The organism is Arthrobacter sp. PL16, assembly GCF_035985055.1.
GTDB lineage: Bacteria > Actinomycetota > Actinomycetes > Actinomycetales > Micrococcaceae > Arthrobacter_D > Arthrobacter_D cheniae.
The window spans coordinates 284,255-307,833 of the sequence record NZ_JAXCIC010000004.1 but is presented as its reverse complement, the minus strand read 5'-3'; the positions used below and the strand labels follow the sequence as shown (position 1 = coordinate 307,833).

The 23,579-nt window shown below is 67.5% G+C and carries 18 protein-coding genes and 1 pseudogene; 18 read left to right on the top strand and 1 reads right to left on the bottom strand.

Annotation, left to right across the window (positions count from 1 at the left end):
• The first annotated feature begins 7 nt into the window (after positions 1 to 7).
• The 18 genes and pseudogenes from RCH21_RS10890 (at position 8) to dnaE (ending at position 22,873) form a co-directional block, all read left to right on the top strand.
• Complete coding sequence (locus RCH21_RS10890) at positions 8 to 1,813, top strand: peptidoglycan D,D-transpeptidase FtsI family protein (protein WP_235830698.1); 1,806 nt, start codon at positions 8 to 10, stop codon at positions 1,811 to 1,813.
• 69 nt (positions 1,814 to 1,882) lie between these two features.
• Positions 1,883 to 3,496 (top strand): UDP-N-acetylmuramoyl-L-alanyl-D-glutamate--2,6-diaminopimelate ligase, encoded by a 1,614-nt coding sequence (locus RCH21_RS10885; RefSeq protein ID WP_326964379.1) that lies wholly within the window; start codon positions 1,883 to 1,885, stop codon positions 3,494 to 3,496.
• A gap of 6 nt (positions 3,497 to 3,502) precedes the next feature.
• Positions 3,503 to 5,047: a UDP-N-acetylmuramoyl-tripeptide--D-alanyl-D-alanine ligase gene (locus RCH21_RS10880; RefSeq protein ID WP_120149216.1), complete on the top strand. Its 1,545-nt coding sequence runs from the start codon at positions 3,503 to 3,505 to the stop codon at positions 5,045 to 5,047.
• Entirely contained in the window at positions 5,044 to 6,144 is a 1,101-nt protein-coding gene (gene mraY, locus RCH21_RS10875; RefSeq protein WP_120149215.1) for a phospho-N-acetylmuramoyl-pentapeptide-transferase, read from the top strand. Before RCH21_RS10880 ends, mraY begins: the two co-directional genes overlap by 4 nt.
• Positions 6,141 to 7,718, top strand: coding sequence for a UDP-N-acetylmuramoyl-L-alanine--D-glutamate ligase (gene murD, locus RCH21_RS10870; protein ID WP_326964378.1), 1,578 nt, complete (start codon positions 6,141 to 6,143; stop codon positions 7,716 to 7,718). The genes mraY and murD overlap by 4 nt, the downstream gene beginning before the upstream one ends.
• Positions 7,719 to 9,134: a putative lipid II flippase FtsW gene (ftsW, locus tag RCH21_RS10865; protein WP_326964377.1), complete on the top strand. Its 1,416-nt coding sequence runs from the start codon at positions 7,719 to 7,721 to the stop codon at positions 9,132 to 9,134. It abuts the gene before it with no gap.
• A gap of 11 nt (positions 9,135 to 9,145) precedes the next feature.
• Positions 9,146 to 10,252 carry an undecaprenyldiphospho-muramoylpentapeptide beta-N-acetylglucosaminyltransferase gene (gene murG / locus RCH21_RS10860; RefSeq protein ID WP_442784700.1) on the top strand — a complete coding sequence of 369 codons (1,107 nt, stop codon included), beginning with the start codon at positions 9,146 to 9,148 and terminating at the stop codon, positions 10,250 to 10,252.
• 5 nt (positions 10,253 to 10,257) lie between these two features.
• Entirely contained in the window at positions 10,258 to 11,862 is a 1,605-nt protein-coding gene (gene murC, locus RCH21_RS10855) for a UDP-N-acetylmuramate--L-alanine ligase (RefSeq protein ID WP_326964375.1), read from the top strand.
• The gene (locus RCH21_RS10850) at positions 11,859 to 12,671 is read left to right on the top strand and encodes a cell division protein FtsQ/DivIB (RefSeq protein WP_326964374.1); all 813 of its coding nucleotides are present in this window, start codon (positions 11,859 to 11,861) and stop codon (positions 12,669 to 12,671) included. The genes murC and RCH21_RS10850 overlap by 4 nt, the downstream gene beginning before the upstream one ends.
• 252 nt (positions 12,672 to 12,923) lie before the next feature.
• Entirely contained in the window at positions 12,924 to 14,123 is a 1,200-nt protein-coding gene (gene ftsZ / locus RCH21_RS10845) for a cell division protein FtsZ (protein ID WP_120149210.1), read from the top strand.
• 3 nt (positions 14,124 to 14,126) lie between these two features.
• Positions 14,127 to 14,879: a polyphenol oxidase family protein gene (locus RCH21_RS10840; RefSeq protein ID WP_326964373.1), complete on the top strand. Its 753-nt coding sequence runs from the start codon at positions 14,127 to 14,129 to the stop codon at positions 14,877 to 14,879.
• A complete protein-coding gene (locus tag RCH21_RS10835) occupies positions 14,879 to 15,619 on the top strand; it encodes a YggS family pyridoxal phosphate-dependent enzyme (protein WP_120149295.1) in 741 nt (246 codons plus the stop codon). The genes RCH21_RS10840 and RCH21_RS10835 overlap by 1 nt, the downstream gene beginning before the upstream one ends.
• Positions 15,620 to 15,716: 97 nt before the next feature.
• A complete protein-coding gene (locus RCH21_RS10830) occupies positions 15,717 to 16,238 on the top strand; it encodes a cell division protein SepF (RefSeq protein WP_326964372.1) in 522 nt (173 codons plus the stop codon).
• A gap of 60 nt (positions 16,239 to 16,298) precedes the next feature.
• Complete coding sequence (locus tag RCH21_RS10825; RefSeq protein WP_120149207.1) at positions 16,299 to 16,589, top strand: YggT family protein; 291 nt, start codon at positions 16,299 to 16,301, stop codon at positions 16,587 to 16,589.
• A gap of 145 nt (positions 16,590 to 16,734) precedes the next feature.
• Complete coding sequence (locus tag RCH21_RS10820) at positions 16,735 to 17,382, top strand: DivIVA domain-containing protein (protein WP_120149206.1); 648 nt, start codon at positions 16,735 to 16,737, stop codon at positions 17,380 to 17,382.
• A gap of 232 nt (positions 17,383 to 17,614) precedes the next feature.
• Positions 17,615 to 18,112: pseudogene (gene lspA / locus RCH21_RS10815) on the top strand (signal peptidase II); the annotation flags it as partial.
• Between the two features lie 193 nt (positions 18,113 to 18,305).
• Positions 18,306 to 19,241, top strand: coding sequence for an RluA family pseudouridine synthase (locus tag RCH21_RS10810; RefSeq protein ID WP_326964371.1), 936 nt, complete (start codon positions 18,306 to 18,308; stop codon positions 19,239 to 19,241).
• Between the two features lie 92 nt (positions 19,242 to 19,333).
• Entirely contained in the window at positions 19,334 to 22,873 is a 3,540-nt protein-coding gene (dnaE, locus tag RCH21_RS10805) for a DNA polymerase III subunit alpha (RefSeq protein ID WP_326964370.1), read from the top strand.
• Between the two features lie 58 nt (positions 22,874 to 22,931).
• Here the strand turns inward: dnaE and RCH21_RS10800 are convergent, their stop codons facing one another.
• Entirely contained in the window at positions 22,932 to 23,459 is a 528-nt protein-coding gene (locus tag RCH21_RS10800; RefSeq protein ID WP_235830696.1) for a flavin reductase family protein, read from the bottom strand.
• Positions 23,460 to 23,579 lie beyond the last annotated feature (120 nt).

Sequence of the window (23,579 nt, the reverse complement as noted above, 5' to 3'; positions counted from 1 at the left end):
TCCCTCCGTGACCCCTGCACGCACCGGCAGCCCTGACAGCCTCCGCCTGGTTCTCGGGTCGACACGGCTCCGCGTAGGGCTCGCCTTCGTCCTCGTCCTCCTCATGGTCCTCGGAGTGCGGCTCTTCCAGTTGCAGGCACTGGACCTCAACGGCATGGCGCAGGTGGGCCTGTCCAAGCGATTGACCAACACCACGGTGGCGCCCGTCAGGGGCTCGATCGTCGATATGAACGGCAAATATTTCGCGCGGAGCGTCGAGCGCTATGACGTGGTGGTGGACCAGAGACTGAGCGCCGTCGAGGAGTTCGACCGCACGGTGGATGATCCCGAGGAGGAGGGCGGCGTCAGGCGGGAGACCGGCATCCCGATCGACCAGGGCCTCACCGAGCTCTCCACGGTCCTGGACATCGACGTCGAGACGCTGAGGGCCGCGGTCCTGGGGGAAAAATCGTTCAACTACGTTGCCACCTCCGTGACCCCCGAGATCAAGAATCGTGCCCTGGCCGTCGGTATTCCGGGCGTGTACGCCGACGAGACGAGCGTGCGTACCTACCCGGCCGGGCCCGTTGCGGGATCGATCATCGGCCACGTCTCGAAGGACGGGAAGCCCCAGGAGGGTTTGGAGTACTCACTGAACGACGCATTGCAGGGGGAAGCGGGCAGCCGGACCTTCGAGATCGGCGGAGACGGAATCCGCATCCCCTACGCCACCAACGAGGACATTCCCGCGGTGAACGGCCAGAGCGTCCGGCTCACCATCGACCAGGACCTGCAGTGGTTCGCCCAGCAGACCATCGCCTCGCAGGTGAAGGACTACAACGCGGAGTGGGGCAACATCGTCGTCGTCGAGGCCGAGACGGGTGCCATCCGCGCGATGGCCGAATCGACGACGCCGGATCCGAATGATCCCGGCGCCACCCCGGCCGACAAGCGCACCCCCAACTCGGTCAGCGCGTCCTTCGAACCCGGCTCGACGACGAAGGTGATCACGCTCGCAGGGGCACTCGAGGAGGGACTGATCGAGCCCACGTCGAAATTCACGCTCGACAACCGCTACACGGTCGGAGACCAGACGTTCAAGGATGCCTGGGAGCACGGTAAGGAAAAGCGGACGGCCGCCGGGGTCCTCGCGAAATCGATGAACACAGGGACCGTACAGATCGGCGAGAAGCTGACGAAGCAGGAGCGCTACGACTGGCTCAAGAAGTTCGGGATCGGCGAGCCCCTGGGTACCGGGCTGAACGAGGAGAACCAGGGGCTCCTGACGACGCCGGACAAATGGGACGACCGCCAGCAGTACACGGTGCTCTTCGGGCAGGGCCTGACACAGACCGCCCTCCATACCGCAATGGTGTATCAGACCATCGCGAACGACGGCGTGCGCCTCACGCCCCGTCTGGTGGAGGCCTACATCGATCCAGATGGAACGGAGCACAAGGTGCCGGAGGCGGAGGGCACGAAAGTAGTCTCCGAGGAGACCGCGGCGGAGATGCGGAAGATGCTCGAGACGGTGACGGAGAAGGGGTCGGGCAAGTCCGGCGAGCTCGAGCAGTACCGCGTGGGATCGAAGACCGGTACGGCGGAAGCGCCCAGCGCCAGTGGCGGATACGACGGCTACACTCTGTCCTATGCCGGGATCGCCCCCATCGAGGATCCCAAGTACGTCGTCGTCATCACGCTTCAGCGGCCCCAGGGGGACCTGTACTACCTCATTCCCGGTGAGTCCTTCCAGAAGGTCATGAAGCAGGTCCTCAACTCCAACAACGTCCCTGCCTCGACGAAGAAGCCGGACATCTACCCGGTCGAATACTGACCCGGAGGCCAGAGCACCGTGCAACCGAATAACCCGCGGGGGAGCAGCGCTTCCCTGATGCGTCCTCGCATGCCCCACCCGATCGACCTGTTCGCCGCCCTCGCCGACATCGGCCCGCTGGCCGGTCCAGCGCCGCACGGGAACCATCCCACGGTCACGGTCACCGTCACCGGCATCACGCTGGACTCACGATCCGTCCTCCCGGGCGACGTCTACGCCGCCCTGCCCGGGGCGGCGCGCCACGGAGCCGAATTCGCACCGCAGGCAGCCCGCTCCGGCGCAGTCGCCATCCTCACGGACGAGGCCGGAGCGGCCATCCTTCGGGAGCGCGTCCACCCCGGTGACTCCGTGGTCCCGCCGGTCGTCGTCGTGCCCGATCCGAGGCGCGCGGTAGGACCGTTGGCCCGCGTGATCTACGGCAACCGGCAGGACGACGGCGAGGCGGGGCCGACCCTCTTCGGCATCACGGGGACGAACGGGAAGACGACGTCGACCTACTTCCTGAACGCCCTCCTGGAGGCTCTCGGCCGTTCCACCGGCCTCATCGGCACCATCGAGATCCGCGCGGGGGAGGACGCCATCCCGAGCGCGCTCACGACGCCCGAGTCACCGCAGGTGCATTCGCTCCTCGCCCTGATGCGTGAGCGCGGTCTCGACGCCGCATCGATGGAGGTCTCGTCCCACGCCCTCGAATTCGGACGCGTCGACGGGGTACGTTTCGACGTCGCCGGTTTCACGAACCTCACGCAGGACCACCTCGACCTGCACGGCACCATGGAGGACTACTTCGCGGTCAAGGCGTCGCTGTTCACGTCCGAGCGGAGCCGAAGCGCCGTCGTGCTCGTGGACGACCCCTGGGGAAGCAGGCTGGCCGCGACCGCGGACGTTCCCGTCCTGACGGTGCGCACCGAACCAGGACAGGACGCAGGGCAGGACGCAGCGCCGCCGGCGGACTGGACCGTCACCTCGGTGGACCGCAGCGGGCTGGGTCATTCCTTCGTGCTGCAGGGAAGGACGGGGCAGCGGCTTCGCGTGCGCTGCGGCCTCCCGGGTACCTTCAACATCTCCAACGCAGCCCTGGCGACGATCATGGTCCTGGCCTCCGGGGTGCCGGCAGAGGACGTGCAGCGCGCGCTCGACGCCCACGATCCCTTCACGACCGAGGTCCCCGGTCGCATGCAACTCATCAGCGAGGAGCCGGCGGCCATCGTGGACTTCGCCCACAACCCGGACGCGCTCCAGCGCACCCTTGCGTCGGTGCGCCGCCCTGGCAGCCGGGTGATCTCGGTGTTCGGTGCAACCGGCCAGCGCGACGAATCGAAGCGCCCGATCATGGGAGCGGTCGGTGCCCGCCTGTCGGACATCCTGATCGTCACCGACGACGACCCGCACGACGAGGACGAAGCCGTCATCCGCCGCGCCGTCCGCGCGGGCGCCGACGACGCCGTCAGGAACGAAGGGCTCGGGTGCGAGGTGCTGGAGGTCTTCCCCCGGGCAGAGGCGATCGATCGCGCCGTAGCTCTGGCCGGCGCCTCGGACACCATCATCATCGCCGGTCGCGGCCACGAGGTGTGGCAGGAAGTGAAGGGTATCAACCTGTCCCTGGATGATCGCGTCGAACTGCGGTCCGCGTTGACAAGGCACGGATTCTCTGTGCTTTCCGCGGCCGGGATAGAGTCCTGAACCGTCATGATTGAATTCAGCGCAGCCGAGATCGCGGCACTCACGGGCGGAGTCCTGGTCGGCACGGATCCCGCCGGCCCCACCATCACCGTCACCTCCGCGGCCACCGATTCGCGCGAGAGTACGCCCGGGTCCCTCTTCGTGGCCAAGCCCGGCGAGGAGTCGGACGGGCACCTGTTCATCGGCTCCGCGTTCGAGCGCGGAGCGGTGCTCGCTCTCGCCGAACGCGATGTCACTGCACCCGACGGCGTGTCCTTCCCCTCCGTCGTCGTGGCGGATGCCGTGCTCGCAATGGGTGTCCTGGCTGCGGAGATCGTACGGCGCCTGCGTGCCGCCGGCGACCTCACCGTCGTCGGGATCACCGGCTCCGCAGGCAAGACGACCACCAAGGACCTGCTTGCGGGAATACTCGCAACCCACGGACCGACGGTCGCCCCCCGCGGCTCCTACAACGGTGAGGTCGGCGTGCCGCTGACCGTCTTCGAGGCGGACTGGGACACGCGGTACCTCGTGATCGAGATGGGCGCCACGAAACCCGGCCACATCGCGTACCTCGCGTCCCTCGTGCAGCCCGACATCGGCGTCGTCCTCGGCGTTGGTTCCGCGCACGCCGGCGAGTTCGGCGGCGTCGAGAACATCGCCCAGGCGAAGGGCGAGCTTTTCGAGGCGCTTCCGGCCACCGGCACCGCGGTCATCAATGCCGACGACGAGCGCGTCCTGGCCATGCAGTCCCGCACCCGGGCACGGCGGACCTTCTTCACATCCTCGGCCGACTTCGCAGCCGACGGCGGCGATCCGGTGGTGCGGGCGCGCAACAGCACGACGACGGCGGAGGGTAATCCCTCCTTCACGCTCCTCTTTCCCGACGGCAGCGAGCACGAGGTCGTGTCCCCGCTCCTCGGACTGCACCACACCACCAATCTGCTGGCCGCGGCGACGGTCGCGTACACGATCGGCTGTGCGCCGGACGACATCGTGGCAAGTCTTCGCACCCAGGCCGCGGCGAGCCGCTGGCGCATGGAGCGCACCGAGCGGGTCGACGGCGTGACGGTCATCAATGATGCCTACAACGCGAACCCTGAGTCGATGCGCGCAGCCCTCCGCACCCTCGCCGAGTTGGGTAGTGGGCGCCGCCGTACCTGGGCGGTGCTCGGTGAGATGCTCGAACTGGGTGACCGCTCCATCGAGGAGCACGACCTCCTCGGACGCGTCGTCGTCCGCCTCAACATCTCCAAGCTCATCTGCGTCGGTCCGAACACACGGGCGCTGTTCAACGGGGCAGTCCTCGAGGGCTCCTGGGGGAGCGAGGCGGTCCACGTCGACGACCCCGAGGCAGCGGAACGCATCCTCGCCGCGGAGCTCGAACCACGCGATATCGTTCTCTTCAAATCCTCCAACGGGGCCGGACTGCGTTTCCTCGGCGATCGGGTCGCGCACGCCGTGCCGAACGCCTCGGTCTCCGCCGGTCAGGCGGACACGGCTGACCGCCTGGCCGCAGACTCCGAAGCGGACAGTGGACCTGACGGATCCGGAAAGGCCCACCAGCCGTGATAGCACTTCTCATCAGCTCGGCCTCCGCCCTGTTCTTCGCCCTCGTGGGCACGCCGCTGTTCATCCGGCTCCTCGTCAACAAGGGCTACGGTCAGTTCATTCGCGACGACGGTCCGACGTCGCACCACACCAAGCGCGGCACGCCCACCATGGGCGGTGCCGTGATCGTCGGGTCCGTCCTGCTGGCCTACTTCCTGACCCACCTGATCATGATGGCGGCCGATTCCCCGGTCGGCGGGCCCAGTGCCTCCGGCCTGCTGCTGCTGTTCCTCGCCGCAGGAATGGGACTGGTGGGCTTCGCCGACGACTACATCAAGATCTCGAAGCAGCGCAGCCTCGGCCTGAGCGCGCCGGCCAAGATCATCGGGCAGACCGCGGTGGGCATCATCTTCGGTGTCCTGGCACTCATGTTCCCCAACGAGCAGGGCCGTACCCCGGCGTCGACGGCGATCTCGTTCATCCGTGACCTCCCCATCGACCTCGCGTTCGCCGGCACGGTCGTCGGGGCCATCCTCTTCGTCATCTGGTCCAACCTCATCATCACGGGTGCCAGCAACGGCGTGAACCTCGCCGACGGCCTGGACGGCCTGGCTGCCGGCGCCTCCATTCTCGTCTTCGGTGCCTACATGCTGATCGGCATCTGGCAGAGCAACCAGAGCTGTGGTTCGCCCGGTGCAGGCAGCGTCTGCTACGAGGTACGTGATCCGCTCGACCTGGCGCTGATCGCCGGCTCGATGTGCGGTGCGCTCGTCGGCTTCCTCTGGTGGAACACCTCGCCCGCGAAGATCTTCATGGGTGACACCGGTTCACTGGCCATCGGCGGAGCCATCGCCGGCTTCGCGATCCTCTCGCGCACCGAACTGCTCCTGGTGATTCTGGCAGGACTGTTCGTGATGATCACGCTGTCCGTCATCATCCAGGTCGGCTACTTCAAGATGTCGGGCGGGAAGCGGGTGTTCAAGATGGCGCCCCTCCAGCACCACTTCGAGCTCCAGGGCTGGGCGGAGGTCACCGTGGTGGTCCGCTTCTGGATCCTCGCCGGACTGTTCGTCGCCGTGGCGCTCGGTATCTTCTATGCGGAATGGGTCGTCGGATGAGCGGGGCCGAGGAAACCGGGCTGCCCCGTTGGGAGACCCCACGGTTGAAGAACCTGACCAGCTGGGACTCGGACTGGGCGGGCCTGCGGGTCGTCGTCGCTGGTATCGGTGCGTCCGGCTTTTCTGCAGCCGACACCCTGATCGAACTCGGAGCCATCGTCGTCGTCGTCGACGCCGGCGCGACCGAGGAGAACGAGGCCAAGGCCGACACGCTCCGGATCGTCGGCGCCCGGCAGGTCCTGCTCGGGGCGGACCATGCCGAAAGCCTCCCGCTCGTCGACGGTGAGCAGGCCGACCTCGTCGTCACGTCGCCCGGCTGGCGCCCGAGCCAACCGCTCCTCGCACAGGCTGCGGCCGCGGGCGTACCGATCTGGGGTGATGTCGAGCTGGCCTGGCGCGTTCGGGTGCGCGAAGGACGCCCGACGGCGGAATGGCTGACGATCACCGGGACGAACGGCAAGACCACCACCGTCGGCCTCACCGAAGCCATGCTCATCGCGGGCGGCAAGCGCGCCGTCGCAGCGGGCAACGTCGGCACACCGATCCTCGACGTCATCCGGGACCCCCAGGGCTACGATTTCCTCGCCGTGGAGCTTTCCAGTTTCCAGCTGCACTGGGCGCACTCCATCTCGCCGCTGGCGAGCGTCTGCCTCAACGTCGCCGAAGACCACGTGGACTGGCACGGCAGCTACGAGGCCTATGTCGCAGCCAAGGCATCGATCTACGAGCGGACCCGCATCGCCTGCATCTACAACGTCGAGCAGCGCGACACCGAGACCATGGTCGAGGAGGCCGACGTCATCGAGGGCTGCAGGGCCGTCGGTTTCACCACGGGGATGCCGTCCATCAGCATGCTGGGAGTCGTGGAGGACCTGCTCGTCGACCGAGCCTTCATCCAGCAGCGCAAGGACTCGGCCGCCGAGTTGGCGTCCATCAGCGAGCTCGGTGACGTGGTTCCCCGGCACCTGGTCGCGAATGCCCTGGCGGCGGCAGCCCTGGTCCGTGCTGCGGGACTCCCGGTGGCCGCCGTGCGGGACGGCATCCGCGCCTTCCAGCCCGGTGATCACCGCATACAGGTGGTGGCGAACGAGGACGGAGTGCTCTGGATCAACGACTCCAAGGCCACGAATCCGCACGCCGCGTCCGCCTCCCTCTCCTCCTTCCCATCCGTCGTGTGGGTGGCCGGCGGCCTGTCGAAGGGCGTCTCCTACGACGACCTCGTGAAGGACAATGCGAAGCGACTCCGCGCCGTCGTCCTGATCGGGCAGGATCCGACGCCGCTCCAGGGCGCCCTCGCCCGACACGCTCCCGATGTTCCGGTGTCCTCCTATCCAAGGCTTCACACTGGATTCGGGCACGACGGCAGCGGGTCACCCGACCCCGTGTCCGGCGACGCCCTGATGCAGTGGGTGGTCGCCGAAGCAGCCCGTGTCGCCCGGGATGGTGACACCGTGCTCATGGCACCGGCCGCCGCATCGATGGACCAGTTCTCCTCCTACGCGCACCGGGGGGCCGCCTTCATGGCGGCCGTCCGTGCGCGTGGTGGCCAGGGGACAATCGCGAAGGAGTTCTAGATGGCGACCACGCCGACCCGCCCAGGAGGACGTAAGCCCTCCGTCCGGCCAGCCCGGACCAAGGAGACGGGCAGGCCGGTCACCGGCGCCGGTACGAGGACGCCCGGCGGATCCGGAGCGGCCGCGAGCACGACGTCTCAGCCACGGACCCGAGCCACGACAGCAGCCCCGGCGGTGCAGGCAGCCGACGTCCAGGACCGGGGCATCAGGGCACGGGCCCGGCGGGGTTGGCAACTCCTCGAGGGTGCTGACCGTGCGCCCTCCCGTTCCAGCTACTACCTGATCCTCGGCTCCGCCCTGGCATTGACCGCCATCGGCCTCCTCATGGTTCTTTCCGCGTCGTCGGTCGAGGCGATCTCCGAGGGGAAGGACACCTTCGACCTCTTCCTCAAGCAGGCCGTCTGGGCCAGCGCCGGGCTCATGCTGATGCTGGTTCTCTCGCGCCTGGGCCCCCGCGCCTACAAGGCCCTCGCCTGGCCGAGCCTGGCCATCGCCATCGTGCTGCTGATCCTCGTGCTCGTCATCGGCGTCGAGATCAACGGCAACAAGAACTGGATCCAGATCGGCAGCCAGACCTTCCAGCCCTCCGAACCCACCAAGCTCGCACTGGCCCTCTGGTTCGCGGCCGTGCTCGAGCGCAAGAAAGCGCTGATCAGGGACTGGAAGCACGCGATGATCCCGGCGTTGCCGTTCGGCGGCCTGCCGATCGGCCTCGTACTCATCGGTGGCGACCTCGGCACCGGCCTCGTGCTGATGATGATCGCCGGAGCCGCGCTGTTCTTCGCCGGGGCACCCCTCAAGCTCTTCACGCTGGCGGGAGCCGCAGCCCTGGCGGGCTCCCTCCTGATGGTGGCGACGAGCTCGAACCGCGGTGGCCGCATCAGCGCTTGGCTGAGGCTGAACTGCGACGACGGCGCGGACCTCTGCCTGCAGGCCGACAACGGGCTGTTCGCCATGGCCTCGGGCGGCTGGTTCGGCGTCGGCATCGGCCAGAGCCGGCAGAAGTGGAACTGGATCCCCGAAGCGCACAACGACTTCATCTTCGCCATCATCGGTGAGGAGTTCGGGCTCCTCGGAACCCTCGTCGTCATCCTGCTGTTCGGGATCCTCGCTGTAGCGACCATCCGGGTGGCGCTGCGCTACACCGATCCGTTCGTGCGGATCCTGATGGGATCTATCCTCGTCTGGCTCATCGGGCAGGCCTTCGTCAACATCGGCATGGTGACCGGGCTGCTGCCCGTGATCGGCGTGCCGCTGCCCTTCATCTCCTACGGTGGGTCCGCGCTCACGTTCACGCTCGCCGCCGTCGGCGTGCTGCTCTCGTTCGCGCGGAAGACCCCTCACCCTCCGACTCCTGCGGCCGCCGACCGGAAGCCCGCCGTGCCCACCTCCGGAAGAGGCCACTCACTTTCATGACACACCCCTCCATGCCCGACCGCGCGCTCTCCGTCGTCCTCGCGGGCGGCGGGACGGCCGGACACATCAGCCCCCTGCTGGCGATCGCCGGGTCGATCGTCGATCAGCGACCGGGCACGCGCATCACCGCCGTCGGTACCGAGGCAGGCATGGAGACGCGCCTCGTCCCCGCGGCCGGGTTCGAACTCCGCACCATCGACCGCGTACCCATGCCGCGCAGGCCCTCCATCGACCTCGTCAAACTGCCGGTCCGTCTCGTGCGAGCCGTTCGCCAGGCCCGCGCCATCGTGGCCGAGGCCGGGGCTGACGTCGTCGTCGGCGTGGGTGGCTACGTGTCCACTCCTGTTTACCTCGCAGCCTGGACCCGACGCGTGCCCGTCGTCATCCATGAGGCGAACGCGCGACCCGGGATGGCCAACCGTGTAGGCGCGCGGATCGCGGCGCGCGTCGCGGTCGCCTTCGATGGCACAGGCCTCCCCGGCGCGGTCCTCGTGGGCATGCCCATGCGCAGGACCATCGCCGACCTCGACCGTGCAGCGGAACGGAGCAGCGCCCGCGCTGCCCTCGGACTGGACGCCGACCGCCCGACCCTCATCGTGACGGGCGGGTCATCGGGAGCCGCGAGCCTCAACCGCGCGATCGCCGCTGCAGTCCCGCTCCTCACCGCCGCCGGGGTCCAGATCCTCCACATCACCGGACGGGGCAAGCAGGTACTCGGGACCGACCGGGATCCCCTGGCCGCCCACGGGTACCACCAGGTCGAGTTCGTCGATCGCATGGAACAGGTGTACGCGGCGGCCGATCTGCTCGTCGCACGCGCCGGTGCCGCCACTGTCAGCGAGGTCAGCGCCGTGGGACTCCCCGCCGTGCTGGTTCCGCTGCCCCACGGCAATGGCGAGCAGCGGTTCAACGCCGCGGCGCTCGTCGACGCCGGAGGAGCCGTCCTGGTCGACGATGCCGCCTTCACCCCGGAATGGATCGGCACGACCGTGCTGCCGCTCCTCACCGATCCCCGACGACTGTCCGCGATGTCCACTGCGTCCTACGCCCAGGGCGTGCGCGACGCGGACCGGCGGATGGCCGACCTCGTCCTCGCCGCAGCGGCAGGCGGACAGTGACCGCCATGCCCGCTGACAGAGGAACGACGGCGTCGCCCACCGACGACGGCCGCACGCAGCCCGCACAGGGCGCATCGGAAGGACCCAGCATCACGACGGACGGCATGACCCCGGACAGCACAACCCCGGCCACCGCTGGAACGGCTGTTCCAGCAACGGCCGACCCCGGCCCCTCCCTTCCAGCGCCCGGCGGGCGCAGCGGTCTGCAGGAGCCCGTGCACTTCATCGGGTTGGGAGGTGCGGGAATGTCCGCCGTCGCGCGGGTGCTGCTCGGCCAGGGGATGCGCGTGTCCGGATCGGATGCAGCCGAATCGAAGGGACTTCGCGCCCTGGCTGCTCTGGGCGCCGTCGTCCACGTGGGCCATGAATCCGCAGCAGTCCCTGACACCGGGACAGTGGTCGTGTCATCGGCGATCCGCGAGACGAACCCCGAGCTCGCCGAGGCTCGCCGTCGGGGGCTGCCCGTCCTCCACCGGTCCGAGGCACTCGCGGCCGCGATGTCCGGACAGCGGGCCATAGCGGTTGCCGGGACGCACGGCAAGACGACGACGACGGCGATGATCACGGTCCTCCTTCAGCAGGCAGGTCGCAATCCGTCGTTCGCCATCGGGGGAGAGGTGGCGGCCCTGGGGGTGAATGCGGAGTGGACCGGCGGGGACGTCTTCGTCGCCGAGGCCGACGAGTCGGACGGTTCCTTCCTCAACTACTCGCCGAGCATCGCCGTCGTCACCAATGCCGAGGCCGACCACCTCGACCATTACGGCACCGCCGACGCCGTCCACGCAGCGTTCCGGCAGTTCGCGGAGGGACTGCCCGATGACGGGCTCCTCGTGGCCTGCGCGGATGACCCGGGGTCGGCAGAGCTGGCCTCGGCAATCCCGTCGACGCGCCGCGTCCGGACCTATGGGTACGCAGAAACCGCAGACATCAGGATCAGCGGGACAAGGGCCCTCGGAAGCACCACGAACAGCGTGCTCTCGTTCAGCGTCGACGGACTCGACGCCCAGCAGGAGCTGCAGCTGAGTGTGCCCGGACGGCACAACATCCTGAACGCGGTAGCCGCCTTCGCCGTTGCACTCGAACTCGGCGTCGACCCGGCCATGGCGGCGACGGGACTGTCCCTCTTCTCAGGTGCCGCGCGCCGCTTCGAGGCACGCGGTGAAGGCGACGGCGTGCGCGTGTTCGACGACTACGCACATCATCCGACGGAGGTCCGGGCCGCGCTGACCGCGGCGCGCACGGTCGCGGGCGAGCACCGCGTGCATGTGCTCTTCCAGCCGCACCTCTTCTCCCGGACGCGCGAGTTCGCAAACGGTTTCGCCGATGCGCTGTCCCTGGCGGACACGGCGACGGTCCTGCCGGTCTTCGCAGCACGCGAGGACCCGGTCGACGACGTGGGTGGCTGGACCATCACCGACCTCATGCCCGCTGCGGAAGCGACCTTCATCGAGGACCCCTCCGAAGCCCTTCGCGCCGTCGTCGGTCACGCCGGGCGCGGCGACCTCGTCCTGACCATCGGAGCCGGGGACGTCACGCAGTACGGCGTCCGGCTCGTCGGACTGCTCCGGGACCGCGCAGCGGGCACATCGTTGGCAGGAGTGAGCGGATGACGCCGCGGAAGCCGCCCGTCATCCGGTCCGGGGGATCAGCGCCCGGGAAGGTCTCCCTGCTCGAGCGTTCGGATGGAGCCCTGCCGCCGGGAAAGGTGCTTGACTTCCCCGCGCCCCGGCGCTCCCACCGGCTCCGCAACCTCCTCCTGGCGATCACGGCCGTCGTGCTCGTCCTGGGAGGGGTCGTGGCGTACGTCATCTTCTCGCCCGCGCTCGCGCTTCGTGCCGTCGTCGTCGAGGGCAATGCGCTGGTGGCCACAGCCGAGATCGAGTCCGCCCTCGCCCCGCTGACCGGGACGCCGCTCACGCGCATCTCGACGGGCGAGGTCCGCGCACTGCTCGTTGACCAGGCGCCCATCGAGGACGTGGAGATCGCCGCCGAGCCTCCGTCGACGCTGGTCGTCACGGTGCATGAACGCGTGCCGGTCGCCGTCCTGCAGGAGGGTGGGGACTTCGTGCTCATCGACTCCGAGGGACGGCAGCTGACGAGCGTGGCCGAGCGGGACCAGGTCAAGCTACCCCTGATCGACGGCGGCACGAATGCCGTGAACTCCGAGGTCTTCTCCTCGATCACCGCGGTCCTTGCCGAACTGCCGGTCTCGATCCTCTCGAGGCTCAACAACGCGTCGGCGGCAAGTGTCGACTCGATCCGACTGTCCCTCACAGGGGACCAGAGAATATTCTGGGGTAGCTCGGAGCGCAGCGCGGAGAAGGCGAAGGTCCTCGAGGCGATGCTGGCGATACCGGAGTCCGATCCGCCGGTCAGGGAGTTCGATGTCAGCACCCCCGACCGGCCGGTCACGAGGTGATCGGGCGTCGTTCGTCCAACTGCCCGGGCGCCGTTCACGCAGTTGCCCGGACAGTGGGACACGTCGACACGCCCGACACACGGCGCTCGGTCATTGCAACGCGGAAGACATACACCTAGCGTCGAACATAGAAGTTACTTGACATAACGTTAACTCTCAACCTGAACGTTAACGTTTTCTCGAGTGAAGATCGAATGCCGGACCATCGGCAGACCCCGTACAGCACACAGATTCGAACAAGGGACACAGGACGTGGCAGCACCTCAGAATTACTTGGCCGTCATCAAGGTCGTCGGCATCGGCGGCGGCGGCGTCAACGCCGTCAACCGCATGATCGAGGTCGGGCTCCGTGGCGTGGAATTCATCGCCATCAACACGGACGCACAGGCGCTGCTGATGAGTGACGCGGACGTCAAGCTCGACGTCGGCCGCGAACTGACGCGCGGCCTCGGCGCGGGAGCGGATCCGGAAGTGGGTCGGCGGGCCGCGGAGGATCACTCCGAGGAGATCGAGGAAGTCATCCGCGGCGCCGACATGGTCTTCGTCACAGCAGGAGAGGGTGGAGGCACCGGTACCGGTGGTGCTCCCGTCGTGGCCCGCATCGCTCGATCGCTCGGCGCCCTCACCATCGGCGTGGTCACACGCCCCTTCACCTTCGAGGGCCGCCGGCGCTCCAACCAGGCCGAGAGCGGCATCGACACCCTCCGCGAGGAGGTCGACACCCTCATCGTCATCCCGAACGACCGGTTGCTGTCCATCAGTGACCGGAACGTCTCGATGCTCGATGCCTTCCGCTCCGCCGACCAGGTGCTGCTCTCGGGTGTCCAGGGCATCACCGACCTAATCACGACGCCGGGCCTGATCAACCTCGACTTCGCAGATGTGAAGTCGGTCATGCAGGGTGCCGGTTCGGCGCTCATGGGTATCGGCTCCGCTCGCGGTGAGGACCGCGCCGTCAAGGCCGCGGAGCTGGCCATCGCCTCGCCGTTGCTCGAAGCCTCCATCGATGGCGCCCACGGCGTCCTGCTGTCGATCCAGGGCGGCTCCGACCTCGGACTCTTCGAAATCAACGAGGCCGCCCGCCTCGTGCAGGAGGTCGCTCACCCGGAAGCGAACATCATCTTCGGTGCCGTCATCGACGACGCCCTCGGTGACGAGGCACGCGTGACGGTCATCGCGGCCGGTTTCGACCAGGTGGATGCCACGTCGCAGCCCGCGCCCACGTCGGCGCCTGCTTCGCGGCCGGTAGTCGCCCCGAGTGTCGGAGGCGAGCAGCAGCGCATGGCCGGTGCCGCTACCGCCGGACTCGGCGCATGGTCGCAGCAGCGCGCGCAGAACGTGCAGGCCGTCCCGGCCGACTCGGGCTTCGACGTCGACCTGCCCGCGATCGTGGAGCCCGACCTGTCCGCCGGCCGGTCGGACGACCTCGACGTCCCCGACTTCCTCAAGTAGTCGGTGGACGCAGCCGTCGGTCCCGGGAGTTCTTCCCCGTTCTACGCGAACGAGGAGGTCCGCCCGGGGCTGCGGGTAGCCTTCACGGCAGCATCGGCGGGGAACCTCGCCCTACACGTCGGGGACGAGCCGGAGGCCGTGCGGGACAACCGCCGTCGCCTCGAAAGGGCAATGGGCATCACGGCGTCATCACTCCGCTTCATGAGCCAGACCCACTCGGACCGGATAGCCGTGGTCGGATCGGGAGGCGTCACGGCCGCGCCGGATGCCGACGGCATGGTCTCACCAAGGGGAGCCGACCCACTCGCCGTCCTCGTCGCCGACTGCGTGCCGATCGTCCTGGCGGATGCCGGAATCGCCGAGGGCGGAACAGGAGCGACGGCGGTCGTCCACGCCGGTCGCGCCGGTGTCTCCAACGGTGTCGTCGCGAATGCGGTGCGTGTCCTGCAGAGCCAGGGTGCAACGGACCTCGCGGCGTGGATCGGTCCCTCGGTCTGCGGATCCTGCTACGAGGTGCCCGAGGCGATGATGCTCGGAATTGCGCGGGACATCCCCGCCGCGGCGTCCCGCACTCCTTCGGGAACGACGGCGCTCGATCTTCCCGCCGCAGTCCGCCGGCAGCTCGCCCTCTCCGGGGTGATGGTCGGTGAGGTACACGGTGCCGGCTCGCTCTGCACCCTGGAGAACCCCGCACTGTTCTCCCATCGGCGTGAACCAGGAGCCGGACGCATCGCCGGACTCGTATGGCGCACCTGATGCCGGATGGGGCTGGAAGCGCCCGCGAACAGGACCTCGAGGCACGCCTCCGCGCCGTGAGGTCGCGCATCTCCGCTGCAGCAACCGCAGCAGATCGCCCCGAGCCGCACCTGATCGTCGTCACCAAGTACTTCCCGGCGTCCGATGTGCGCATCCTCGCCGGCCTCGGCGTCACCGACGTCGGAGAGAACCGCGACCAGGAAGCGGCCCTCAAGGCAGGGGAGCTCGAGGCGCTTCCGCTGTCGTGGCACTTCATCGGTCAGTTGCAGACCAACAAGGCCAAGTCGGTGGTCCGCTACGCACACAGCGTTCACTCCGTCGATCGCTCATCCCTCGTCGCCGCCCTGGGAAAGGCGGTCGGAGCGGAGAACGGACGCCGGGCGGAGGCGGGTATGGAGCTACGCGGTGAACTGGACTGCTATCTCCAGTTCACCCTCGAAACCGCCCCGGGTAGCAGGGGAGGGGCGCAACCCGTGGATGCCGAGTCGCTTGCTGAGGCGGTCCTCGCGACCGAGGGCCTTCGTCTGGCCGGGGTCATGGCCGTGGCCCCGCTCGGTGCGTCTCCTGCTGAAGCCTTCGAACGTCTGCTGGAGATATCCGCGTCGGTGCGGGCCGTCGAGCCGTCCGCGACCGCCGTTTCGGCCGGTATGAGCGGGGACCTCGAGGAGGCGATCGCCGCAGGAGCGACACACCTGAGGATTGGTTCTGATGTCCTCGGTCCGCGTCCGGCCGTGGGGTAGCGTTCCAGCTAGAACGGCGGCACACCAAGGCCTCCGAGTCGGATCCTGAAAGCCCAGGCGCCGACCCCTCATCCACTCTCTTATGACAGGAGCTACCATGGCTGGCGCACTGCGCAAGACAATGATCTACCTTGGGCTCGCCGATGGTGACGAGCACTACGAGCCCGAATCGAAAAGCGCGCAGAGCAGGAACGAGGACTACACAGTGGACTACGACCGTGACGAACGACGCCTGGAGCCGGCTCCTGCCGTCAGCCGGGTAGCTCCCGCCGAGGAATACCGAGCCCCCGTGACCCCGATCAAGCGCGCACCGTCGTCCCGCGAGGACTCCGCCGCGCTCCGCCAGATCACCACGATCCACCCGCGCTCCTACAATGACGCCAAGCTCATCGGTGAGAGCTTCCGCGACGGCATTCCCGTGATCATGAACGTCACAGACATGGGCGAGTCGGACGCCAAGCGCCTGGTCGACTTCTCCGCAGGACTCGTCTTCGGGCTGCACGGCAGCATCGAGCGGGTCACCAATAAGGTGTTCCTTCTGTCGCCGTCGTATATTGAAGTCCTCGGCGAGGACCTCAAGGCAAGCGAAGCTCAGACCAGCTTCTTCAACCAGAGCTGAGCCCGGCGGCCTCGACGGTCGCGTTAGACCACCTAAGGCCCGAAGGACTGGAACAGCTCTGTGAGTTTGGTATTCGCCCTGATCTACTTGGTACTGATGCTGTTCCAGCTCGCGCTGATCCTTCGCATCATCTTCGACGCCGTGCAGGGCTTTGCCCGTGACTGGCGCCCGCAGAAGCTGGCACTCGTGCTTGCCTCAGGGGTGTACTCCATCACGGACCCGCCCATCAAGGCACTGCGCCGCCTCATCCCTCCGCTTCGACTGGGCGGGGTGCAACTCGACCTCGCATTCCTGGTTCTCTTCATCGTCGTGCTGATCCTGATGTCGGTCTCGAGCAGCCTCGCGAGGTAGCGTACAGGCCCGTTTCGTGATGAGTTCCCGACCATATACGCTGATCCACAGTTCGATGTGAGTCCAGCGGCTCGTGTCCATAATTCGGTACCGCAGCCTCACCCGCCGTCCGGCGGGTGGGCTCCTATCAGTATGAGGTGACCACATGGCTCTAACGCCAGAAGACGTTGTCAACAAGAGGTTCCAGCCGACGAAGTTCCGCGAGGGCTACGACCAGGACGAGGTGGATGATTTCCTCGACGAGATCGTCGTCGAACTCCGCCGCCTGAACCAGGAGAACGAGGACCTGCGCCGCAAGGTAACGGGCAGCTCGTCGGACACCTCCCAGGCCACCGCAGTTCCCGCCCCTGTCGCGGCGAGGTCGCATACCGAGGAGGTCGGCTCCGAGGACGAGTCCGCTCCCGCCGTAGCGGTGGCCGAGGTCGAAGAGCCGACGCCCGCACCGGCACCCGCCGCCCCGGCAGCAACCGGTGGGACCGCCGAGTCCGCTGCAGGTGTCCTCGCAATGGCACAGCGCCTGCACGACGAATACGTCAACGCCGGCGTCGAGCAGCGTGACAAGATCATCGCCGAAGCGCAGATCGAAGCAAGCGGCCTCGTCAATGACGCCGAGGAGAAGAGTCGCAAGACCCTCGGGGACCTCGAGCAGCAGAAGTCCGTCCTGGAGCGCAAGGTGGAGCAGCTCCGAGGCTTCGAGCGTGACTACCGTGCGCGCCTCAAGGCGTACATCGAGGGCCAGCTCCGCGACCTCGACTCGCGTGGATCGCTCGCCTCCGACGCGCCGGCCGCCTAGCAGGCATCCGGCCCGATCCTTGTCGGGCCAGCAGTGGAAGGGCCGGTTGCCGGGGGCACAACCCCGGAAGCCGGCCCTTCGCCGTTCAGGCCACGGTCGCCCGTGGCCGCATCAGCACCTACACCCTGGATGGACAGTGGACGAGCACCAGCCGACAGACCCGACACCCGAGGCATCGCCATCGGCGGCGGAGGGACCCCCAGGAAGCGCTGAATCCCGTGACGGGCAGCGCATCCCCAGGCATTACGGCGTCGTCATGCTCCTGTGCACCCTCGTGGCCTATGTCCTCGATCAGCTCACGAAATGGTGGGTCGTCTCGACGATGAGCGAGGGCCAGGTCACCCCGGTGTTCCCGCCGCTCCTCGACTGGCGGTTCATCCGCAATCCGGGGGCCGCGTTCTCGATCGGCACGGACTACACCTGGGTCTTCACGATCATCATGGTGGTCGTCGCGACGGCCATCGTGCTGCAGGTCCGGAAGGTCGCATCGTGGGGGTGGTCGGTGGCACTGGGGCTGGTCCTCGGCGGTGCGCTCGGCAACCTCACCGATCGGCTGTTCAGGGAACCCTCCTTCGGACAGGGCCATGTCGTGGACTTCATCGCCCTGCCCAACTTCGCAATCTTCAACATCGCCGATTCGGCCGTTGTCAGCGGCGTCGTACTGATCTGCATCCTGACCCTGCGAGGCATCGGGATGGATGGACGCCGCAGCGCTGACGAGGCTCCAGCAGGGTCGACGGCGGAAGGCTCGGCAGGCTCGGCAGGCTCGGAAGGCTCGGCAGGCGCTGCAGACGCGGAGGGCACAGACGTCGCTCACCGACCGACGGACACGACATCCGGTGAAGCACCGGACGCGGCCGCGGACGGCGCGACGAATTCGGACGGCGCGACGAAATCGACGACCGAGGACGGGGACGACGACCGTGGCCGCTGAGCACCGCGACGTCATCGTCCCCGAATCCGAAACCGGCACCAGGGCGGACGCCGCCGTGGCCCGCCTGCTGGAGGTCTCCCGTTCCGCCGTCGCACAGTGGTGCGCGGACGGTCGGGTCATCCGTGACGGCACGCGCCTGGCCAAGTCGGACCGGGTTCATGAGGGAGAGCGGATCGGTATCGACATGCCCGATCCCGAGGACCGGAACCGGATCATCCCCGAGGCCGTCGACGGCATGGGGATACTGCTCGATGACGATGATTTCGTCGTCGTCGACAAGCCCGTCGGTGTCGCCGCCCATCCCTCTCCGGGCTGGGTCGGGCCCACCGTCGTCGGAGCCCTCGCAGCAGCCGGCTACCGCATCTCGACTTCGGGTGCACCTGAGCGCGTCGGTATCGTCCATCGGCTCGACGTCGGAACGTCGGGCGCGATGGTGGTCGCCAAGACCGAGCCCGCCTATACGGCCCTGAAGCGCGCCTTCAAGGAACGCGAGGTCGAAAAGGTCTACCACGCAGTCGTCCAGGGCCTGCCAGACCCGCTGAAGGGCACCATCGATGCGCCGATCGGGCGGCACCCGCACCATGAGTGGCGCTTCGCCGTGATGGAGGACGGCCGGGACTCGGTCACCCACTACGAGGTGCTCGAGGCCTTCGGGCGCGCGAGCCTCGTCGAAGTCCACCTCGAGACAGGGCGGACGCACCAGATCCGCGTCCACTTCTCCGCGCTCCGCCACCCCTGCGCGGGTGATCTGACCTACGGTGCCGACCCGCGTCTCGCCGCCGAGCTGGGTCTCACGCGGCAGTGGCTCCATGCGCACCGCTTGGGCTTCGCACACCCCCGCACGGGGGAGCCGGTGCTCGTCACCAGCCCGTACCCCGTGGACCTGGCGTATGCGCTGACGGCGCTGTCCAACGGCCTGGTGTGACCCGAGGGACGGACCAGTGCGACACGCCGCGAGGACCTCGTAGGACGGCCTCGACGATCCCCGGTGGGGAGTCGGCGCACTAGACTCAGGGGGTGGCTACTCCTGCATCAACAGACTCGTTCGTCCATCTCCACAACCACACCGAGTACTCGATGCTCGACGGCGCCGCCCGGCTGACGGACCTTTTCAGCCACACCGAGGAACTGGGGATGAAGGCCCTCGCGACCACGGACCACGGGTTCGTGTTCGGCGCTTTCGACTTCTGGAGCAAGGCGACCAGCGCGGGCATCAAGCCCATCATCGGTGTCGAGGCCTACCTCACGCCGGGAACCGCGCGGAACGACCGCACCCGTGTGAAGTGGGGCGGCGGCGGGCGCGACGACGTCTCGGGCGCGGGTGCCTACACCCATATGACTCTGTGGTCCGAGACCACCGGTGGCATGCACAACCTGTTCCGGATGTCGTCCCTGGCTTCCCTCGAGGGCTACCTCTACAAGCCCCGTATGGACCGCGACCTGCTGCAGACCTACGGGAAAGGCCTGATCGCGACCACCGGTTGCCCGTCGGGTGAAGTGCAGACGAAGCTGCGCCTGGGACTGTACAGGGAAGCGGTGCAGGCGGCGTCGGACTTCCGGGACATCTTCGGGGCCGACAACTACTTCTGCGAACTGATGGACCACGGGCTCGATATCGAGCGGAACGTCAAGGCGGACCTGATCAAGCTCGCCCGCGAACTCAACCTCCCCCTCGTCGCCACGAACGACCTGCACTACACCCACGCCGAGGACTCCAAGGCCCACGCCGCCCTGCTCTGTGTCCAGTCCGGGTCGACGCTCGCGGACCCGAAACGCTTCAAGTTCGACGCCGACGAGTTCTACCTCAAGTCGCCGGCAGAAATGCGTGCGATCTTCCGCGACTACCCCGAGGCCTGCGACAACACGCTGCTCATCGCAGAGCGCTGCGACGTCGAGTTCAACACCAAGGCGAACTACATGCCGCGGTTCCCCGTCCCCGAGGGGGAGAACGAGCAGTCCTGGTTCGTGAAGGAGGTCGAAACGGGACTGCAGTTCCGTTACCCGGCCGGCGTGCCCGACGATGTGCGGAAGCAGGCCGAGTTCGAGGTCGGCGTCATCACCCAGATGGGCTTCCCGGGCTACTTCCTCGTGGTCGCCGACTTCATCAACTGGGCGAAGAACAACGGCATCCGGGTGGGCCCCGGACGTGGCTCCGGTGCGGGCTCCATGGTGGCGTACGCCATGCGCATTACCGATCTCGATCCCCTGAAGCACGGACTCATCTTCGAGCGCTTCCTGAATCCTGAACGTGTCTCGATGCCCGACTTCGACGTCGACTTCGATGATCGGCGCCGCTCAGAGGTCATCCGGTACGTGACGGAGAAGTACGGCGACGAGCGCGTGGCGATGATCGTGACCTACGGCACCATCAAGGCCAAGCAGGCGCTCAAGGACTCCTCCCGCGTCATGGGCTACCCGTTCTCCACGGGTGAGCGCCTCACGAAGGCCATGCCACCCGACGTCATGGGTAAGGGCCTTGCCCTGGCGGACGTCCACAACAAGGGTGCCAAGCGCTACTCCGAAGCGGAGGAACTGCGTGAGCTGCTGAGGACGGACGCCGACTCCGAAAAGGTCTTCGAGACGGCTCTCGGCCTCGAGGGGCTGAAGCGCCAGTGGGGCGTGCACGCAGCCGGCGTCATCATGTCCTCGGACCCGCTGATCGACATCATCCCGATCATGCGCCGCGAGCAGGACGGCCAGATCATCACGCAGTTCGACTACCCGACGTGCGAGGGCCTCGGACTGATCAAGATGGACTTCCTCGGCCTGAGGAACCTGACAATCATCACGGACGCCGTCGAGAACATCAAGGCGAACAAGGACACCGACCTGGTCCTCGAGAATCTTGAGCTCGACGACAAGGAGTCCTACGAGCTCCTGGCGCGCGGCGACACCCTGGGGGTCTTCCAGCTCGACGGCGGGCCCATGCGGTCCCTGCTGAAGCTCATGCGCCCCGACAACTTCGAGGACATCTCGGCCGTTCTTGCCCTCTACAGGCCCGGTCCCATGGGCGTGAACTCGCACACGAACTACGCCCTGCGCAAGAACGGGCTGCAGGACATCGAGCCGATCCACCCTGAGCTCGAGGGGCCGCTCGAGGAGATCCTCGGTGGGACCTATGGCCTGATCGTCTACCAGGAGCAGGTGATGTCCGCGGCGCAGAAGCTCGCGAACTTCACGCTCGGCCAGGCGGACATGCTCCGCCGCGCGATGGGCAAGAAGAAGAAGTCGGAGCTGGACAAGCAGCAGGCCGACTTCTTCGCGGGAATGAAGGCCAACGGCTACTCTCAGGCCGCGATGGACAAGCTGTGGACCGTGCTCGAGTCCTTCTCGGACTACGCGTTCAACAAGGCCCACACGGCTGCGTACGGACTGGTGTCCTACTGGACCGCCTACCTGAAGGCACATTACCCCGCCGAGTACATGGCCGCGCTTCTCACGAGCGTCGGCGATGACAAGGACAAGCTGGCGATCTACCTCAACGAGTGCCGCCGCATGGGGATCACCGTACTGCCTCCGGATGTCAACGAATCGAGCGTCAACTTCACCCCCGTGGGGAAGGACGTCCGCTTCGGCATGGGCGCCATCCGGAACGTCGGCGCGAACGTCGTCGGCGCCATGGTGGCCGCGCGCGAGGAGAAGGGCGCGTTCACCTCGTTCAGCGACTTCCTGCAGAAGGTTCCCGCCGTCGTCTGCAACAAGCGCACCATCGAGTCGCTCATCAAGGCCGGAGCGTTCGATTCGCTGCGGCATCCGCGCAGGGCCCTCGCGATGATTCACGAGGAAGCCGTCGACTCCGTGATCGTCCTCAAGCGCAACGAGGCGGCGAACCAGTTCGACCTCTTCAGCGCATTCGACGACGGCCCTGGCGGCGTGGGCGGACTGTCGGTCGAGGTGCCGGACCTGCCGGAATGGGACAAGAAGGACAAGCTGTCCTTCGAGCGCGACATGCTCGGGCTCTACGTGTCGGATCATCCGCTGCAGGGCCTGGAGGGCATCCTCGGTCAGCACGCCGACTCGTCGATCCCCTCGATCATCAGTGACGAAGGTCCGGCCGACGGCGCCATCGTGACCATCGCGGGCATGATCACCTCGCTGCAGCGCAGGATCGCGAAGAACAGCGGCAACGCCTACGCACGGGCCGAGGTCGAGGATCTCGCGGGCTCCATGGAGGTCATGTTCTTCGGTCAGGTGTACGGACCCATCTCGGGTGTCCTCGCGGAGGACCTGATCGTCGTCGTGCGCGGTCGCCTGCAGCGCAGGGACGACGGCGCCGTGATGCTCAACGCGCAGGAACTCTCCGTGCCGGACCTCAGCGAGGGGCACTCAGGGCCCGTGGTGATCTCGATGCTGCAGCACAAGGCGACGGAGACCGCCGTCACGGCCCTCGGCGACGTCCTGCGGACCCATCCCGGAACCAGCGAGGTGCTGATCCGGCTCAACGGGTCCAGGAAGGTAGAGGTCCTGAAGCTGGGTGTCGACCTGCGGGTCAGTCCGACGCCGGGACTGTTCGGCGACCTGAAGGTCCTGCTCGGGCCTGCGTGCCTCGACGCCTGAGGGCGGCGACGGGCGGCTCGAGGGCGGCGCGGCACGGCCCGAGGGCGGCCAGGCGAGGTCAGATCACGTAGTCGGTCGTCGTCGGCGTTCCGTAGCTGCCGCCGTGGTAGAGCAGGGGGGCGCCGTCAGGCCCGATATTCCCCGCGACCACCTCGGCGACGACCACGGCGTTGTTCTCGAAGGACAGGCGCATGCTGATGCGTCCCACGAGCCAGCCGGCAACGTCCTTCAGGATGGGCACGCCCTCGGGGCCGGACTCCCAGTGGTCACCGGTGAAACGGTCCTTGGTACGCGCGAAGCGATTGGCGAGACCCTCGTTCTCGGTGCTGAGCATGTGCACCCCCACGAAATTCGTGTTGGCCACCGCCGGCCACGAGGATGACGTCCGCGCCATGTTGAACGAGAACCGCGGTGGCTCGGCGGACAGCGAGGCCACCGAGGTGGCCGTGAACCCGAAGGGGATGTCGTTGTACGTGGCCGTGATGATGGCGACGCCGGCGGCATGGCGGCGGAAGATCTCGCGGAAGGACTCGCCGTGCGACTCGGAAAGGGGCTGCAGCTCCGGCGCGGTGCTCGAATTGTTCACGTGGTTCCTCCGGGGGATCGACGGCGGTGGACAGCGCTGTGTGGAGGGCCCGTCCGATGAGGATGACCCTTCGCGTTGCCACAACAACACTAGGCGCGGTCCCCGGACACGGGGTGGTTT

What these genes read in the sequence shown, in the direction of transcription:
- murG (WP_442784700.1), top strand. Translation starts at nt 9,146, where the DNA reads ATGCCCGACCGCGCGCTCTCCGTCGTCCTCGCGGGCGGCGGGACGGCC.
- RCH21_RS10885 (WP_326964379.1), top strand. Translation starts at nt 1,883, where the DNA reads ATGCCCCACCCGATCGACCTGTTCGCCGCCCTCGCCGACATCGGCCCG.
- RCH21_RS10880 (WP_120149216.1), top strand. Translation starts at nt 3,503, where the DNA reads ATGATTGAATTCAGCGCAGCCGAGATCGCGGCACTCACGGGCGGAGTC.
- RCH21_RS10830 (WP_326964372.1), top strand. Translation starts at nt 15,717, where the DNA reads ATGGCTGGCGCACTGCGCAAGACAATGATCTACCTTGGGCTCGCCGAT.
- ftsW (WP_326964377.1), top strand. Translation starts at nt 7,719, where the DNA reads ATGGCGACCACGCCGACCCGCCCAGGAGGACGTAAGCCCTCCGTCCGG.
- RCH21_RS10850 (WP_326964374.1), top strand. Translation starts at nt 11,859, where the DNA reads ATGACGCCGCGGAAGCCGCCCGTCATCCGGTCCGGGGGATCAGCGCCC.
- murC (WP_326964375.1), top strand. Translation starts at nt 10,258, where the DNA reads ATGCCCGCTGACAGAGGAACGACGGCGTCGCCCACCGACGACGGCCGC.
- murD (WP_326964378.1), top strand. Translation starts at nt 6,141, where the DNA reads ATGAGCGGGGCCGAGGAAACCGGGCTGCCCCGTTGGGAGACCCCACGG.
- RCH21_RS10835 (WP_120149295.1), top strand. Translation starts at nt 14,879, where the DNA reads ATGCCGGATGGGGCTGGAAGCGCCCGCGAACAGGACCTCGAGGCACGC.
- RCH21_RS10820 (WP_120149206.1), top strand. Translation starts at nt 16,735, where the DNA reads ATGGCTCTAACGCCAGAAGACGTTGTCAACAAGAGGTTCCAGCCGACG.